This is a genomic window from Acinetobacter sp. WCHAc060025 (assembly GCF_004209355.1).
In the GTDB taxonomy this organism is placed as follows: domain Bacteria; phylum Pseudomonadota; class Gammaproteobacteria; order Pseudomonadales; family Moraxellaceae; genus Acinetobacter; species Acinetobacter wuhouensis.
Map to the genome: position 1 here is coordinate 14,455 of NZ_SGSX01000015.1, position 17,401 is coordinate 31,855.

Here is a 17,401-nt window from a genome sequence, read left to right on the forward strand (position 1 = left end):
ATTTTTGAGTGATTGCCATTTAAGCTTAAGCATGTTGAAACTTAAGTTGTCGTAACTGTTTGGCATGTTGCAAAGTCGTTTCACTAATTTCAATACCGCCCGTCATTCGTGCCAATTCTAAAATACGTTGATCTTCTTCAAGCTCAACAATGGTACTGCTTGCAGGATCAGTTTGTAATTTTTTCACCAGTAAATGCTGATCGGATTGTGCTGCAACTTGGGCTTGATGGGTAATACATAAGATCTGTACATGTTGCCCCAAACTACCCAAGAGTCGACCGACAATTTCAGCGGTCCCACCACTGATCCCGACATCGATTTCATCAAATACCAACACTTCAGCATCGGTTTTTTCAGCATTCATCACTTGCATGACGAGGGCAATACGGGACAATTCACCGCCCGATGCAACACGTGCCAACGGCTGTGGTGGAATGCCTTTATTCGCAGTAAATAACAGTTGAATGAAACTGAGTCCTTCAGCAGAAACTTGCTCTAGAGGTTCAAATTTAAATTCAAAATGAGCTTCGGGTAGTGCCAACTGTTTGACTTGTTCCGTTAATTGTTTGGCTAAAGGTTCAGCGGCATCACGACGGATTTGATCAAGATATTGTGCTTTCTCGATAAAGACTTGATGCGATTGTTCAACTTGTTCGGCCAGTGTTTCAGGATCCTCAAGTTGATGTAACTGTTCAAGTTCATGCTGCCAAGTTTCATACTGTTGTTTTAACTCATCAGGTTGAATACGGTATTTTCTGGCTAAGCGATGAAAAACTTCAAGTTGAGTATTTAACTCATCCATGCGTTCAGGATCAAAACTTTGACGGTCAATGAATTGACGTAAATTTGCAGTTGCATCATCAATTTCACTTTGCGCATTAATCAGCGAATTATAAATCTCAGATAGTTGTTCGCTACGTCCTGCATGTGACTCTAAACGACGAATAATCGAAGAGATTTCTTGGCTAATATTCTGCTCAGATTCATCAAGTACATTGATGCTATAACTACAGTCTTGCATGATGTGTTCATGGTGACTGAGGCGGTCAAACTCTTGTTCTATTTCTTTATAGTCGATCTGTACAAGTTCTTCGAGTTCTTCGATTTGTAGTTCTAAGGTGCCTATACGCTGTAAACGATTGGCTTGAGCATCAATCGCGGCTTGATGGGTACGAATATTTTTTTGCCATGTACCATAAGCATTGCGAACATCTTGGGCAGGTTGATAAAAATTGCTATAGCGATCAATCCAATGCTTTGGATAAGGTGGTTCTAAGAGTTGTTGTTGACTGTGTTGGCTATAAAGTTGAACCAATAAACGTCCAACTTCTTTTAATTCAGATAGACTGCTTGGACGACCATTAATCCATGCCTTACTGCGACCTGTGGCAAATATGACACGTCTTAAATGGATTTCACCAGATTCATCATCCAGTTCATGGGTTTTTAACCATTCAGCTTCTGGGCTATGTTCTTGGTAACTAAATACAGCGGTAATATCCGCTTTTTCTGAGCCATAACGGACATAGTTCGTGTCAGTACGTTCTCCTAAGCAGGCAGACAACGCATCTAATAATAATGATTTACCTGCACCTGTTTCGCCTGTGAGTACATTGAAGCCCTGATTAATATCGATGGCAAGGTTATCGGCTAAAGCAAAATTGATTAGATTTAAGTGTGTCAGCATAAACGCATCCAAGCTGCGAACGATTAGGTTCTAAGATAGTCAAGTTTTGTTTTTGTCACAAGTCAGAAAATATTCTAATATGAGGTATTTTATACATTCTAAATAATTTTAATATGAAAATGAAACTACCTTTGCCTAAGCCTCCAAATAATATGCACAAACAAATGAGTACGGCAGAGTTAAATAAAAAATTAGATCTTGCCTCTAAAGCATTTAGATCAGCACTAGCGCGAAACAACTTTGAAGAAGCATACCAAAAGATTCTTCCAACACATCAAATTTTGCCACAACATCCAAGTATTTTGATGGATTTAGCATATACAGAATTAAGATTGCATAAATTTGATTTGGCATATGATCATTATAAAAAAGCAATTAAATATAGTGGTGCTAAAGTTGACCCCAATATTTATGATGGTTTAGCAGAAGTATGCCATTTTTTAAATAAAAAAGATGAGCTTGTCCAATATGGGCGATTGGCTTTAGAAACTAAAAAAAATATGGTGAGTAATGAGCCAATCCTGAAACACATCCAAACACCACCTGAAGCATTTAATCCACATCAGCCAAAAGAAAATATCATTGCATTTTCATTGTTTGGAAATTTGGCACGTTATTGTGAAACTTCCATTATTAATGTGGATTTGGTTAAAGAGATTTATCCTGAGTGGACGTGCCGTTTTTATGTCAATGACACGGTAACGGATCTGGTCAAACAGCGACTCAGAGAAAAAGGTGCAGAAGTTGTTGAAGTGACACAAGCTCAAAATCAATTGTCTGGGCTGTTTTGGCGCTTTTTTGTGATGGATGATCCGACCGTTAAGCGCTTTTTGATTCGTGATGCTGATTCACTGGTATCGTATCGTGAAAAAGCCGCTGTAGATGCGTGGTTGAAGAGTGATAAATGGTTTCATACCATGCATGATTCATATTCACATACTGAGCTAATTCTTGCAGGGATGTGGGGCGGCTGTTATGGCATGTTTGAGAATATTGAACAGTTGATTCGTGATTTTATTGTTACTGGGCGCTTTTCCAATACACGTGTTATAGATCAGCATTTTTTACGCTATGCGATTTGGTCTACGATCAAGCAAAGTGTCTTGATTCATGACAGCCAAAGTTTTGAAGTGGATGCTATGCCATTTCCAAAACATGAACAATATACTGGTTTTGAAGACTTAAGCCAGTTTCATATTGGGATGAATGAAGGTTCTGGAAATTTGAAATTAGGCGTAAAATTTCCAAATCAGAAACAGGTTTTTTGGACCTTGCTAGATGAAAATGAACAACAAGTGTGTCGATATATTGCAGATGTCACAAAAGATCAGCAGATTATATTGGATGTACCAAGGTCATATGCACGACAGATCGAAAAGCAAAATTGGAAAATACAAGTAGACTTATTTGAAAACAATGAATGAAACATAGATTGATTAGTTGGTGAGGCAACATTAAACTACTCAAAACATAATTTTTATAAATGCGCATTATCTGGAGAATACGCATGTCAACTCAGTACGATCATGTATCCGTAGTAAAAAAATCGAATGTATATTTTGGCGGTTTATGTATTAGTCACACTGTTCAATTTGAAGACGGAACGAAAAAAACTTTAGGCGTGATTCTTCCATCAGAAGAAGCTTTAACTTTTGAAACACATGTACCTGAACGTATGGAAATCATTTCTGGTGAATGTCGCGTTAAAATTGCAGACAGTGAAGAAAGTGAATTGTTCCGTGCAGGTCAGTCATTCTATGTACCAGGCAATAGCCGTTTTAAAATCGAAACAGATGATGTTTTAGATTATGTATGCCATTTAGAAGGTTAATCTAAAGCTCCATTTTTCAAAGTGTAGATTGGATTGTCTTTACGAGTTTGGAAAATAAGCAAAGAATTTTTAAGCTAAATCGGTTAGACTAGATCATCAAATAAAATCCTGTAAAGTTGGCTTTGCAGGATTTTTCATTTCTATATTTCTATTATCGTGTTGTTAATGAGGTCGTTCATGGCGAAGTCCGAATATTATTATGGCGTTCATTCTGTGGAGTCATTATTGGAGTTAGAACCTGAGCGTGTTTTGACCTTATTTACCTTGAAAGGACGTGATGATCAGCGTTTGCAAAAGATTTTACAACTGGCTGAACCATTTGGAATCAGTGTGCAAAAAGCCAGCCGTGAAAGTTTAGAAAAACTGGCAGGGCAACCTTTCCATCAAGGTGTCGTGGCTGCAGTACGTCCACATCCTGTGCTGAATGAAAAAGACCTAGATCAATTACTTGAGTCTTCGAATCAACCATTATTATTGGCTTTGGATCATATTACTGATCCACACAATCTCGGTGCTTGTATCCGAACGGCTGCGGCAATGGGCGTTGAAGCAGTGATCGTACCACGTGATCGTTCTGCGACTTTAACACCGACTGCACGTAAAGTTGCGGCAGGTGGTGCTGAAAAAGTGAAGTTTATTCAAGTGACTAACTTGGCACGTACATTGGGTCAAATCAAAGAAAACTACAATGTCCGTGTTGTTGGTACAATGTTGGATGAGAAAGCATTACCAATTCAAAAATTTGATTTTACAGGTACAGCAGTCTGTGTGGTGATGGGGGCTGAAGATACTGGTTTGCGTCCAATTACTCAGTCTCATTGTGATCAAACTGTCTTTATTCCAATGTCTGGAAACCTACAAAGTTTAAATGTCAGTGTGGCAACAGGGATGGCGTTGTATGAAGCATGCCGTCAACGACAAACAAGCTAATTCACTATTTTTAGTGTCAATTTAATTATCAGTCCGCTGTAAATTAGAGAAAGATCATGATGACCTCCCGTACCCAAGGCTATTTGTATGTAGCAATTACCATGTGCATTTGGGGCGGGTTTACCATTACATCAAGGTTGAATGCAATTTGGCATATCAGCCCTTGGGACATTACAGCTTTACGTTTTTCTCTGGCATTTTGTATCTTAATGCCAATTCTGCTTTATAAAAAAGACACGGCATTTTTATTTAAAAAAGAACCTTTTATTCTCGCTATGATTGGTGGGGTTGCTTATTGCCTAACTTCATATAGTGCTTTTCACTTTGTCCCCGCAGCACATGCAGCTATTTTCCTGAATGGTTGTATTCCTTTATGTACAGCTCTGGCTGGATTCTTTTTATATAAACAGCCTTTCGATAAGCATACGTGGATCAGCTTGGTCATTATGATGACTGCGATTTCAGCCATGAGTTTCCTAATGTATGAGGAAACGGGTGTTGCTTTTGGTTTTGGTGATTTTCTATTCTTCTGTAGTGCGATTTGGTGGGGAATATTCACCGTCTTGTTGCGGCAGTGGAAGCTGTCTGCGTGGCATTCGATGGCAGGTGTAGCGATTTGGTCAGCGATTATTTATGTGCCGATTTACTTGCTCTTTTTACCAAAGCATCTTGATCAGGCCACTATGCCGCATTTGCTTATGCAAACGCTTTTCCATGGCGTGTTCGTGGTGATTATTGCGACTTTGGCTTATGTGGAAGCGATTAAGCGTTTGGGCGCGTTTAAGACGGGCAGTATTGTCACACTTGCACCGTTTATCGCTGCAATTATTGCAGTACCGTTGCTGAATGAGCCGTTAAGTCTTGCGATTATTTGTGGTTTGATTGGTATGGGAATCGGTGCATTGCAACCTTGGCGCTGGTTTGCTCATAAGGACAGTTTACAAACCAGTTTAGAACAACAAAATAAAGATTAAGCCATCTGCTATTTATTGACTGTATTCGTATTTAGATCTAGTTAAATATTGCTGGTGTAAGGGGGCGAGCTTTGTGTGTAAATGATCAATATGTCCATCATTTAACACAATATCATCAGCCAACTCTTGTTTTTTCTCTCTTGGCATTTGCGCTGCAATAATTTTTTGAATTTGTTCAATGGATTGTCCATCACGCTGAGAAGCACGCAGAATTTGTAAATCCTCACTCGCATCAATCAGTAGTGTATGTTGTGTGAGTTGATGTTGATTGGTTTCAAACAATAAAGGCGAGACAAGAATTACATAGGGACTCGTCGCTGCTTGGAGTTGTTGAATGATCGAGGTGCGGATCGCAGGGTGGGTGATTTGTTCGAGTTGATGACGTGCTTCAGGTTCTTTGAAAATATATTCACGTAAAGCACGACGATCAAGTTCACCATTTTCAAGGAGTACCCAATCACCGAAAGTTTGCTGAATCTGTTGTAGAGCAGGCTGTCCTTTTTCGACAATTTCTCGTGCCACAATATCAGCATCAACCACAGTAATTCCTTGGGTCTCGAACCATTGACTCGCAGCAGATTTGCCACTACCAATTCCACCTGTTAAACCCAAGATAAATGACATGGTTGATTCCTGATTTTATAATTTAAAGTACTTTAAAATTATTGTCCTAAATAAATCTTCATGATTTGATCGCCCCATAAGAAAGCAATCCAACCTGCTATCGCGATATAAGGACCAAATGCGAAAGGAATATTTTCCTTGCGTATTTTGAGTAGAATAATTCCAATAATCGCGCCTACAACTGATGACAATAGAATAATTAATGGGAGGAGTAATGGTCCCATCCATGCGCCCAATGCTGCAAGTAATTTAAAATCACCATAGCCCATGCCTTCTTTACCAGTCACAATTTTAAATAAATAGTAAACGATCCATAGGCAGAGGAAGCCAATAATATAGCCCCAGATTGCTGATGTTGCAGTGGTGTATATGTTAAAACTGTTAATGCCTAAGCCAATCGCACCGAGTGTCAGAGTGAAGCGATCTGGGAGCAGTTGGGTATCAAAATCAATAAAGGTGAGGGTAATCAGCATCCATGTTAAAAAGACCCCGAAAACCATTTGTAAAGTTGGTCCAAAAACAGCAACGACGATTAAAGAGCAAACAGCAGTCAGTAATTCGATAAATGGATAGCGAATACTAATCGGGTTTTGGCAAGTACCGCATTTTCCTCTTAATGCTAACCAACTAATAACAGGTATATTTTGATACCAACGAATTGAGGTTTTGCATTTTGGGCATGTTGAAGCTGGTTTGCTTAAACTGAGTTTTTCTTCATCAATGATGGGCTGCTCTGGATGAAGCAGAAGTTGACAGTCAGTATGCCACTCTTGTTCCATCATTTTGGGTGTTCTGTAAATGACAACATTTAAAAAACTACCAATGCACAAACTAAACACACCAACAGTCAAATAAAGTGCCGTTGGTGTTTGAATCAAATAATCGAGAAGTTCTTGCATTAAACTACTGAACCCATTTGGAAGATTGGAAGATACATTGCAATTACGAGACCACCAACAAGTACACCAAGTATAGCCATGATGAGTGGTTCCATCATCGAAGTTAAGCCATCAACAGCATTATCCACTTCATTTTCAAAGTGTGTTGCAACTTTATCTAGCATGGTATCCAATGCACCTGATTCTTCGCCAATGGCAACCATTTGAACTGCCATTGAAGGAAATAAGTTGGATGTCTTCATTGCAAAATTAAGTTGTTGACCAATAGCTACATCTTCCCGAATTTTCATTACAGCATCTTCGTAAATTACATTATTGGTTGCACCAGCTGTTGACTTAAGTGCATCAATTAAAGGTACACCAGCAGCGAAAGTAGTCGCTAAAGTACGGCTATAACGAGCAATAATGGATTTGTAAATTAAATCACCAAAAATTGGCAGTTTTAAAGCCAATTTATCTAGTGTATTGCGAAATTTTTTACTACGTTTCTTGGACTCTAGAAAAAGAGTAATGACTAATCCTATCCCAATAATCATAAGGAACCAGTAAGATTGCATCCATTTCGACATATTTACGACCATTTGGGTGAAAGCCGGTAGATCAGCACCAAATGAGCTAAATAAGTCTTGGAACACAGGAACAACTTTAACCATTAGAATAATGGTGACGATGATTGCAACGCAAATAACTGCCATTGGGTATTTCATGGCTTTTTTAATTTTTTGCTTAAGAAGTTCTGATTTTTCTTTATAGATCGCAACACGATCTAGCATTGTCTCTAATGCACCAGAGATTTCACCAGACTCGACTAAAGAGCAAAATAATGGGTCGAAATGTTGTGGGTATTTTTGTAAAGCATCTGCAAAAGTACTTCCGCCCTCTACTTCTTTTTTTAAATTGAGAACTAAATCTCTCATGGTTGGATTTTCTAAGCCTTCAGCAACAATTTCAAAGCTTAAAATTAACGGAACACCAGCTTTCATCATTGTCGCTAATTGTCGGGTAAAAATAGTAATATCTAAAGTGGATATTTTTTTCTTAAATAATCCCTCTAGAATATTTTTACGCTTTTGACGGATAGTTTTAATGCTGATGCCCTGCTTTCGCAAGGTTACTTTCGCAAGAGCTAAGTTCCTTGCTGATAACTCCCCTTTAATTTTTCCCCCTTTACGATCAACTCCTTCATAAGTAAAAGTTGGCATCACTTGAGCATTATTAATTGCCATGGTTTCATCCTTAATTATTTTAGAGTTATATGCTATTCACTTGTAACACGATTGACTTCTTGTAAAGAAGTTAAACCATTCATCACTTTAATTAAGCCTGAGCGTCTTAAATTATTAAACCCCGATTTTTCAGATGCTGCTGCGATTTCAAGCGCATTACCATCTTCCATAATAATCTTCGAAATTTCAGGCGTGACTTTCATTACTTCATAAATACCTACACGGCCTTTATAGCCTTCTCTGCATTCTGGACAACCTACTGGTTGATAAACAGTAAATTTTGAACTAGATAAATCTTGTTCTGTAAATCCCAACTCAATTAAGCTATTTCGTGGAATTTGAATCGGTTTTTTACACTTATTGCATAGTCGTCTGGCAAGGCGCTGAGCGATTACCAAGTTGATAGATGTAGCAAGATTAAATGATGCCACACCCATATTATGCAATCTCGTTAATGTTTCAGGTGCACTATTGGTATGTAGTGTAGACATCACCATATGACCTGTTTGTGCAGCTTTAATCGCAATTTCAGCCGTTTCAAGGTCTCGAATCTCCCCGACCATGATGATATCAGGATCTTGACGTAAAAAAGATTTCAAGGCGGCTGAAAATGTTAATCCTACTTTTGGGTTGACGTTAACTTGATTGATACCTTCAAGATTAATTTCGACAGGATCTTCGGCAGTTGAAATATTCGAACTTTCGGTGTTCAAAATATTTAAGCCAGTATAAAGCGAAACGGTTTTCCCTGAACCTGTTGGTCCAGTAATTAATAACATACCTTGTGGTTTGTTTAGAGCTTCTAAAAAAAGTGCTTTTTGGTCTTCCTCGTAACCTAGCGCGTCGATACCTAATGTAGCACTTGATGCATCTAAGATACGTAAAACTAGTTTTTCACCATATAAAGTTGGTAATGAGCTAACACGAAAATCTATGGATTTAAACTGTGAAACTGGTAACTTGATACGACCATCTTGTGGTGAGCGACGTTCAGATATATCCATCTTCGACATGATTTTTAGTCGGACGGTAAGTCTAGGTGCAAGAACTAAAGGAGGAAACGAGATTGAATGTAACACACCATCAATACGGTATCTAATACGGTAAATCTTGGCATATGGTTCAAAGTGAAGATCAGATGCCCCCATTTTTATAGCATCATAAAGTATTTTATTTAAATATTTAACAACGATAGTATCGTCTTTTTCATGATCAGCATTTATATCAAAGTTGAGCTCTTTTAATATGTCTTCAGTGTTTTCGCTATCATCATTATTGTGAAGATTATTAAGAAATTCAAGCTGAGCATTTGTGCCGTAAATCTCTTCGAGAGCTCGTTCTAGTTTGTCATGTTCAACGATAATAATCTCAAGTTTTTTCTTGCTATTAAATCGAATGGTATCTAGATCATGTGTGAGAGTGGGGTCGGCTACTGCAATAAATAATGAGTGGTCTTTAACACTTAAAGGTATAACTTTATGTTTTGTGATTAATTTTTCATCGATTGCGCCTTTTGGAATTAGCGAAAGATTAAATGTGCTAAGATCAAGTAGAGGTTCTTCATATTCAGCAGAAATAGCCTCTGCAATGATTAATGGTTTTATATCAAAAGCTTCTACTAAGTATTGAACTATGAGCTTGTTGTTTTTATTTATTTCATAAAACATTCGATGAATCTGTTCATTTGTCAGAAATCCATTCGTTACTAAACGATCCAAATAGGTTGGATATTTTGACTTTAGTTCATCATCCGCCATTAGTTCACCCCAAATTTGTGAATATATATGAATTATTTAAAACTTATTTTTTAGATTATACGTATACTATTTTATTAAACAATCTTCAACGACCAAATCTATATTGAGGTCGATTCAATAGCAGTAGGTGTTGGGTTTCAGAGAGTTCTTTTGAAACAAGGATATTATATTTGATTTTTTTACAAAATAAAAAATTCAAAGTTTCCATAAATTCCGTGTAGAATGTGCTCATTTTCGATAAAAGGTTAGATGTATGTCGGATTCGACTATTACTCCTTGGGTTGTCGGCAATTGGAAAATGAACCCAATGCAAGCGAATTCGCAACAGCTCATTCAAGATTTAAAACAGTATTTAAAACAAACACCGATTACAGAACAACAATGTCATATTGGTGTTGCACCGATTTCTATTGCTTTATTGTCCGTTCAACAGTCATTGGTTGATGCACAGTCACCTGTTAAAGTTGTCGCTCAAGACCTTTCTCGTATGGCAGGTACAGGCGCATTTACAGGTGAAGTCAGCGCGGAGTTACTTAAAGACAGTCAAATTGATTATGTGTTGATTGGTCATTCTGAGCGCCGTGAAATTTTTGGTGATGACGTTGAGCAAGTTAAAGCAAAAGTACTGAATGCATTGAATGCGGGATTAACCGTCATTTATTGTGTCGGTGAAAGCTTGGAGCAGCGTGAAGCAGGGCAAGCTGAGCAAGTTGTGCTACAACAAATTTGTGACCTAGCGACAGTTGTAAAAGCAGATCAGTGGCACAATATTGTAGTTGCTTATGAACCAATTTGGGCAATCGGCACAGGTAAGACAGCTTCTCCTGAAGATGCACAAGCGATGCATGCCCAAATTCGTCAAGGTTTGGCTCAAATTACAGCTGAAGGGAAGAATATTGCTATTTTGTATGGTGGTAGTGTTAAACCTGAAAATGCAGTAGAGTTGGCAGCTTGTCCAGATATTAATGGTGCACTGGTTGGTGGTGCATCACTCAATGCAACGTCATTTTTTGAAATTGCTCGTGCATTTGCGAAAATAAAAGAATAGGAGTTCAGCATGCATACTTTTGTGCTGGTAGTACATATCATATTGGCTGTTCTGATGATTGGGCTTATTTTGGTTCAACATGGTAAGGGTGCAGATGCTGGCGCTTCATTTGGCGGCGGCGGTGCAGCAACTGTATTTGGTGCATCAGGTTCAGCGAGTTTTTTAACACGTTTAACTGCGATTCTGACGGCATTGTTCTTTGTTACCAGTATCACGCTTGCTGTGTTTGCGAAAAAGCAAACTTCCGATGCTTATGGTTTAAAAACTGTGCAAACAACATCGCAAGGTTCTGTACCTGCATCGTCAAATACGGGTGAAACTTCGCCAACCGAACCGAAATAACTCTTTTTTTGAAATTAAACCTTTCAATTTGGTGTGTAAGCTACTAGAATGCGTCACAGCTGCGGTGGTGGTGGAATTGGTAGACACGCTACCTTGAGGTGGTAGTGCTTTCGGGCGTGGGGGTTCAAGTCCCCCCTTCCGCACCAACAAAGAATCCAGAAATTTTTGTTGGTGTTTGCAGTGAATACGTTGTTGCGGGATGGAGCAGTCTGGTAGCTCGTCGGGCTCATAACCCGAAGGTCGTTGGTTCAAATCCAGCTCCCGCTACCATTTATTTGGTCATGTAGTTGATGTGTTTTTGTTGATTTAGCTCGTCGGGCTCAACTCTTCATAAAATCACGAAGGTTGTTGGTTTATCCAGCTCCTGCTACCAATTTAATTAAGATGCAACTTAATTAAAAGTAGAATTGAGAGATTTTACTCGTATATTTGCAGTTTGTTGCGGGATGGAGCAGTCTGGTAGCTCGTCGGGCTCATAACCCGAAGGTCGTTGGTTCAAATCCAGCTCCCGCTACCATTTATTTGGTCATGTAGTTGATGTGTTTTTGTTGATTTGGCTCGTCGGGCTCAACTCTTTATAAAATCACGAAGATTATTGATTTAATCCAACTCTTGTACCATGTTAGTTAAGATGCAACTTAGCTAAGCTTAGAAATGAAACATATTGATTGAAATTTGAATCATTTTTGAGTATAATATTGCAACGCTGATGCGGGATGGAGCAGTCTGGTAGCTCGTCGGGCTCATAACCCGAAGGTCGTTGGTTCAAATCCAGCTCCCGCTACCAAGTTTCTAAAAGGGCTCACAGATAGGTGGGTCTTTCTGTATAGTGAGCTACGGTTTACTGTACGATAATAGGGGCGATTACGCCCTTTTTTATTGGCTATCGTGTGGTGTGTACATCAATTGGTCAAAAAGACATGCTTCACTATAGTAAAGTTTGGTTAGTCCAAAAAATTGGTTAGTCCGATGAGCGATTGAATCGCACAAATTGACGAGAGTAAATGAAGCTATCAAATAAAACTCAGGCACTTCAAGATCTAATCACTCCTGCAGTGCAAGCTTGTGATGTTGACCTTTGGGGAATTGAATTTATCCCTCAAGGTAAACGTTCTTTATTGCGTATTTATATCGATAAAGAAGTTTCTGAAAATGCTGAACCTGTTCTAAATGAAGAGGGTGAGGTAGAGTTGGGTCGTGGTATCGGTGTACAAGATTGTGTACGTGTAACACAGCAAGTGGGTGCGATTTTGGATGTTCATGATCCAATTTCAGGTGAATATGCCCTAGAAGTATCATCACCAGGTTGGGATCGTCCATTTTTCCAATTGGCACAGTTACAAGCTTATATTGGTCAACAAGTTGCTTTGCGTTTAATCGCAGCGGTGGAAAATCGTCGTAAGTTTCAAGCGAAATTGGTTGCTGTTGATTTAGAAAATGAATTCATTCAAGTGGAAGTTGAAAAACAACAGGTACTTGAAATTGATGCAAACAATATTGATAAAGCGAATCTGATCTATCAAGATTAATCCAGAAATAGAAATCTGAACAAATAGGTGACCTATGGCACGCGAGATTCTCACCGTCGTTGAAACGGTTAGTAATGAGAAAGGTGTAAGTCGCGAAGCAATTTTTGAAGCGCTTGAACAAGCTTTAGTTGCAGCGACTAAAAAGAAATTCTACGAAGGAACGAATTCGGAAGAAGCGCGTCTACGTGTGGAGATTGATCGTAAAACTGGTGACTATAGTACTTTCCGTCAATGGGAAGTGGTTGCTGATGAAGATCATGAAATGCCTGCATGCCAAGATGCTATTTCTGATGTAGATCCTGCGCAGTGGTCAATCGGTGATATTCGTGAATTAGAAGTGCCATCAATTGATTTCGGTCGTATTGCAGCTCAAATCGCGAAACAAGTAATTGTCCAAAAAATTCGTGAAGCTGAACGTGCGTTGGTTGCAGATGCTTATGAATCTAAAGTGGGTGAGTTGATCTACGGTGAAGTGAAAAAACAAACCAAAGATGGCTTTATCATCGACTTAGGTGACAATGCAGAAGCATATTTAGCGCGTGAAGAAATGATTCCTAAGGAAATTCTTCGCCCTAAACAGCGTATGAATGCAATTCTTTTCAATGTAAACCGTGAAGGTCGTGGCGCGCAATTATTATTGTCTCGTGCTAAACCTGAAATGTTAATCGCATTGATGAAAAAAGAAATTCCAGAAATTTCTGAAGAAATCATTGAAATTAAAGCAGCAGCACGTCAACCAGGCGTTCGTGCAAAAATTGCTGTGAAAACCAATGACCATCGTATTGATCCAGTAGGTGCGTGTATTGGTATGCGTGGTACACGTATCCAAGCAGTACAATCTGAGTTGAATGGTGAACGTATCGATGTAGTTGTATGGTCTGATGATCCTGCTCAATATATCGCTAGTGCTTTAGAGCCAGCGGATGTATCGGGTATTGTGATCGATGAAGAAGAGCGTACTGCAGACATTATTTTTGCGACCAGTGATCAACTCGCGCGTGCGATTGGTTCTCAAGGACAAAACGTTCGTTTAGCTTCAGAGTTAACTGGCTATAAACTCAATATGATGCTTGAAGATGAGTATCGTGCTCGTCAACAAAATGAAGCTCAACAATATTTAGACATGTTTGTAACACGTCTTGATATTGAAGAAGATCTTGCAATGGCTTTAGTAGAAATGGGCTTTACTTCACTTGAAGAGATTGCTTATGTACCTGCAGAAACTTTCGATGAAATCGAATTGGATGCGGATACAGTTGAATTACTACAAAGTCGTGCAAAAGAAGCCGCTTTGGCAGATGCATTGAAACAACAAGAAGATATTCAGGATCCAAGTCCAGAGCTTCTTGAGATGGAAGGTATGACTTCTGAAATTGCGCATGCTTTAGCTGCTCGTGGTGTTGTAACAATCGATGACTTGGCTGACCAAGCAACTGACGATATTTCAGATATCGACGGTTTAGGTGCTGAAAAAGCAGGTCAATTGATTATGAAAGCACGTGAATCATGGTTTAACTAGGAGTGCATAAATGACGGATAAGTCAACGCAAGATGCAGGACAATCAGGACAAATTACGTTAAAGCGTAAAACGACCAGCACTGCAAAAGTTGCTAGTACTTCAGGTAAATCTAAAACGATTAATGTTGAAGTGCGTAAGAAACATACTTTTACCAAGCCGGATCCTGAACAAATTAAAGCTGAAGCTTTAGCGAAGGCTCAGGCTGATGCACAGGAAAAAGTGGCTCCAAAAGCACAGGAAGAAACTGCTGTTCAAGAAGTTGAAAAAACTGAGAGTTCAGCAAAAGCGAATTTGGAAAAAATGCGCGCTGCTGCAAAACAGCAAACCGCTGCAAAAGAAACACCGAAAGCTGCGGTTGTGGTAAAACGTAAATCTACGAACAAACCAATTACTAAAGCAACAGTGAAAACAATTGAAACGCCTGAGCAAAAACGTGCACGTGAAGCTCAAGCAGCGCAATTGAAAGCGACGGAAGAAGCAGCACGTAAAAAGTCAGCAGAAGAAGCACAACAACGTACACTTGAGCAAATGCGTCAAATGGCGTCGAAGTATTCAGCTGATGATAATGCACCAACAATTCGTGTTGTGGATGATTCTCCTTTGGCTGCTGGTCTTGTGGGTCAGGCTTATGAAGACTCATTTGCGAAAGAAGACCGTGAGATTAAGCGTGGTACAAACACGAATAATCCACGTGGTCAAAAGAAAGGTGGACGTCGTGGTCAAGAAGAGCAATCTTTCAGCCATAACCCACACAAACGCGGTTTGAAAACAAGTCAAGCAAACAAGCATGGCTTTGAAAAACCAGTTAAAAAACAAGTTTATGATGTTGAAATTGGTACAACGATTGTGGTTGCTGACTTAGCTGCGAAAATGGCAGTTAAAGTTCGCGAAGTGATTAAATCACTCATGAAAATGGGTGAATTGGTTACACAAAACCAAGCGATTGACCAAGAAATTGCAGCATTGATCGTAGAAGAAATGGGACACAATCCTGTTCTAGTTTCTGATACACAAGCGGAAGATAACTTACTTGAAGCAGCTGAAGAAGCGCGTGGTGTTCAAACTACTCGTCCTCCAGTCGTTACCATTATGGGTCACGTTGACCATGGTAAAACTTCGCTTCTTGACCGTATTCGTCGTGCCAAAGTGGCACAAGGCGAAGCGGGCGGTATCACTCAGCATATTGGTGCTTATCATGTTAAAACTGAGAAAGGCATTATTACTTTCTTAGATACACCAGGACATGCTGCATTTACTGCAATGCGTTCACGTGGTGCGAAAGCGACTGATATCGTGGTGCTTGTTGTGGCTGCGGATGATGGTGTAATGCCACAAACTGCGGAAGCAATTGATCATGCACGTGCTGCTGGTACACCAATCATTGTTGCAATCAACAAGATGGATAAAGAATCTGCTGATCCAGATCGCGTATTGAACGAATTGACAACGAAAGAAATCGTCCCTGAACAATGGGGTGGTGATGTTCCAGTTGCAATGGTTTCAGCACATACAGGTGCCGGTATCGATGATTTACTTGACTTAATTTCAATTCAAGCTGAATTGTTAGAATTGAAAGCATCTGAAGAAGGTGCTGCGCAAGGTGTTGTTATTGAAGCGCGTGTAGATAAAGGTCGCGGTGCTGTAACATCTATTCTTGTACAAAACGGTACATTGAATGTCGGTGACTTGGTACTTGCTGGCGCATCTTATGGTCGTGTTCGTGCGATGACAGATGAAAATGGTCAACGTATCAAATCTGCAGGTCCTTCGATTCCAGTTGAAATCTTGGGTCTTCCAGAAGCGCCTATGGCGGGTGATGAAGTTCTTGTGGTTGATGATGAGAAGAAAGCACGTGAAGTTGCTGAAGCTCGTCTAGACCGTGAACGTCAACGTCGTCTTGAACGTCAATCTGCAATGCGTCTTGAAAACTTGATGGCTTCAATGGGCAAAAAAGATGTGCCGATTGTCAATGTGGTCTTGAAAACAGACGTACGTGGTACTCTAGAAGCATTGATCGTTGCACTTTCTGAATTATCTACTGACGAAGTTAAAGTTCGTGTGATCAGTTCAGGTGTCGGTGCGATCACTGAGTCTGATGTGATTCTTGCTGAATCTTCAGAAGCATTCTTGCTCGGCTTTAACGTACGTGCGGACAATACTGCACGTCAAAAAGCAGATGCAGACGACATCGACATCCGTTACTACAGCGTAATCTATCAATTGATTGATGACGTAAAAGATGCAATGAGCGGTAAGTTGGCTCCTGAACATCGCGAAACTATTCTGGGTGTTGCTGAAGTACGTGAAGTGTTCCACTCAAGTAAATTTGGTGCTGCTGCAGGTTGTATGGTACTTGAAGGTATGTTGCATCGTAACAAACCAATTCGTGTACTTCGTGATGATGTGGTGGTATTCCAAGGTGAGCTTGAATCTCTTCGTCGCTATAAAGAAGTGGTTGAAGAAGTTCGTGCGGGCATGGAGTGTGGTCTTGCTGTTAAAGGCTATAAAGACATCAAAGCACAAGATAAGATCGAAGTGTATGATGTTCAGTTGATCAAACGGAGTCTTTAATGGCGGGTAGTCAACGTCTTAAGCGTATGGCAGATACAGTTCAGAGAGAGCTCTCTGAACTGATTCGTCAGGAGCTTAAAGATCCACGCTTAGGTGGTCTCGTGACCATCTCTGCGGTAAAAGTAAGCCCAGACTTAGGTTATGCCGAAGTTTACGTGACTGTAATGGGGCGTGAACTGGGTGATGAACAAAGTGAAGCCGCGAACAAAGAAACTTTAGATGTATTGAATAAAGCATCTGGTTTCTTGCGTCATGAACTGGGTCGTCGCATTAAAACACGTGTAACGCCACGTCTGCGCTTCCATTATGACAAAACCAATGCATACGGAAACTACATGTTTGGTTTGATTGCAGAAGCTGTGAAGGACTTACCTCCTTCAGAAGACAAAAAAGATGATGAATAAATCATCATTTTGATGAGAGCCACCTTAGGGTGGCTTTTTTGTGGCTGAAATATATAATG

At 39.7% G+C, this 17,401-nt stretch carries 14 protein-coding genes, 4 tRNA genes and 1 pseudogene; 14 read left to right on the forward strand and 5 right to left on the reverse strand.

What is annotated here, in order from left to right; all coding sequences use genetic code 11:
- Positions 1-25: 25 nt before the first annotated feature.
- Entirely contained in the window at positions 26-1,687 is a 1,662-nt protein-coding gene (gene recN / locus EXE09_RS13160; RefSeq protein ID WP_130117584.1) for a DNA repair protein RecN, read from the reverse strand.
- A 113-nt stretch (positions 1,688-1,800) separates the two neighbouring features.
- Here recN and EXE09_RS13165 point away from each other — a divergent pair, with 113 nt between their 5' ends.
- The 4 genes from EXE09_RS13165 to EXE09_RS13180 all read left to right on the forward strand — a co-directional run bounded on the left by EXE09_RS13165 (position 1,801) and on the right by EXE09_RS13180 (position 5,422).
- A complete protein-coding gene (locus EXE09_RS13165; RefSeq protein ID WP_130117585.1) occupies positions 1,801-3,111 on the forward strand; it encodes a tetratricopeptide repeat protein in 1,311 nt (436 codons plus the stop codon).
- An 83-nt stretch (positions 3,112-3,194) separates the two neighbouring features.
- The gene (locus EXE09_RS13170) at positions 3,195-3,518 is read left to right on the forward strand and encodes a pyrimidine/purine nucleoside phosphorylase (RefSeq protein ID WP_068973849.1); all 324 of its coding nucleotides are present in this window, start codon (positions 3,195-3,197) and stop codon (positions 3,516-3,518) included.
- 177 nt (positions 3,519-3,695) lie between these two features.
- A complete protein-coding gene (gene rlmB, locus EXE09_RS13175; protein ID WP_068973848.1) occupies positions 3,696-4,448 on the forward strand; it encodes a 23S rRNA (guanosine(2251)-2'-O)-methyltransferase RlmB in 753 nt (250 codons plus the stop codon).
- Positions 4,449-4,504: 56 nt separating this feature from the next.
- Positions 4,505-5,422, forward strand: a complete 918-nt coding sequence (locus EXE09_RS13180) for a DMT family transporter (RefSeq protein ID WP_130117586.1) — start codon at positions 4,505-4,507, stop codon at positions 5,420-5,422.
- Between the two features lie 12 nt (positions 5,423-5,434).
- On the opposite strand, the gene coaE is transcribed toward EXE09_RS13180, so the two are convergent.
- Genes coaE through pilB form a run of 4 tightly spaced genes read right to left on the reverse strand, consistent with a single transcriptional unit; the run spans position 5,435 to position 9,928 of the window.
- Positions 5,435-6,046 carry a dephospho-CoA kinase gene (gene coaE / locus EXE09_RS13185; RefSeq protein WP_130117587.1) on the reverse strand — a complete coding sequence of 204 codons (612 nt, stop codon included), beginning with the start codon at positions 6,044-6,046 and terminating at the stop codon, positions 5,435-5,437.
- A gap of 38 nt (positions 6,047-6,084) precedes the next feature.
- Positions 6,085-6,945 (reverse strand): prepilin peptidase, encoded by an 861-nt coding sequence (locus tag EXE09_RS13190; protein WP_130117588.1) that lies wholly within the window; start codon positions 6,943-6,945, stop codon positions 6,085-6,087.
- Positions 6,945-8,171, reverse strand: a complete 1,227-nt coding sequence (locus EXE09_RS13195) for a type II secretion system F family protein (protein WP_130117589.1) — start codon at positions 8,169-8,171, stop codon at positions 6,945-6,947. Before EXE09_RS13195 ends, EXE09_RS13190 begins: the two co-directional genes overlap by 1 nt.
- A gap of 32 nt (positions 8,172-8,203) precedes the next feature.
- Positions 8,204-9,928 (reverse strand): type IV-A pilus assembly ATPase PilB, encoded by a 1,725-nt coding sequence (gene pilB, locus EXE09_RS13200; protein ID WP_087552281.1) that lies wholly within the window; start codon positions 9,926-9,928, stop codon positions 8,204-8,206.
- Between the two features lie 253 nt (positions 9,929-10,181).
- Here pilB and tpiA point away from each other — a divergent pair, with 253 nt between their 5' ends.
- The 10 genes and pseudogenes from tpiA to EXE09_RS13250 all read left to right on the forward strand — a co-directional run bounded on the left by tpiA (position 10,182) and on the right by EXE09_RS13250 (position 17,342).
- Positions 10,182-10,976, forward strand: coding sequence for a triose-phosphate isomerase (gene tpiA, locus EXE09_RS13205; protein ID WP_130117590.1), 795 nt, complete (start codon positions 10,182-10,184; stop codon positions 10,974-10,976).
- A 9-nt stretch (positions 10,977-10,985) separates the two neighbouring features.
- Positions 10,986-11,318: a preprotein translocase subunit SecG gene (secG, locus tag EXE09_RS13210; RefSeq protein ID WP_130117591.1), complete on the forward strand. Its 333-nt coding sequence runs from the start codon at positions 10,986-10,988 to the stop codon at positions 11,316-11,318.
- 61 nt (positions 11,319-11,379) lie between these two features.
- A tRNA-Leu gene (locus tag EXE09_RS13215) sits at positions 11,380-11,464 on the forward strand.
- 47 nt (positions 11,465-11,511) lie between these two features.
- Positions 11,512-11,588, forward strand: a tRNA-Met gene (locus EXE09_RS13220).
- A gap of 170 nt (positions 11,589-11,758) precedes the next feature.
- Positions 11,759-11,835: transfer RNA gene (locus EXE09_RS13225), tRNA-Met, on the forward strand.
- A gap of 193 nt (positions 11,836-12,028) precedes the next feature.
- Positions 12,029-12,105 (forward strand) — tRNA-Met (locus EXE09_RS13230).
- 217 nt (positions 12,106-12,322) lie between these two features.
- Positions 12,323-12,847: a ribosome maturation factor RimP gene (rimP, locus tag EXE09_RS13235; protein WP_068973840.1), complete on the forward strand. Its 525-nt coding sequence runs from the start codon at positions 12,323-12,325 to the stop codon at positions 12,845-12,847.
- 34 nt (positions 12,848-12,881) lie between these two features.
- Positions 12,882-14,366: a transcription termination factor NusA gene (gene nusA, locus EXE09_RS13240; protein WP_068973839.1), complete on the forward strand. Its 1,485-nt coding sequence runs from the start codon at positions 12,882-12,884 to the stop codon at positions 14,364-14,366.
- Positions 14,367-14,409: 43 nt separating this feature from the next.
- Positions 14,410-16,938 (forward strand): annotated as a pseudogene (gene infB, locus EXE09_RS13245) (translation initiation factor IF-2); the annotation flags it as partial.
- Positions 16,938-17,342 carry a ribosome-binding factor A gene (locus EXE09_RS13250; protein ID WP_068973838.1) on the forward strand — a complete coding sequence of 135 codons (405 nt, stop codon included), beginning with the start codon at positions 16,938-16,940 and terminating at the stop codon, positions 17,340-17,342. The pseudogene infB and the gene EXE09_RS13250, both read left to right, overlap by 1 nt.
- Positions 17,343-17,401: the final 59 nt, after the last annotated feature.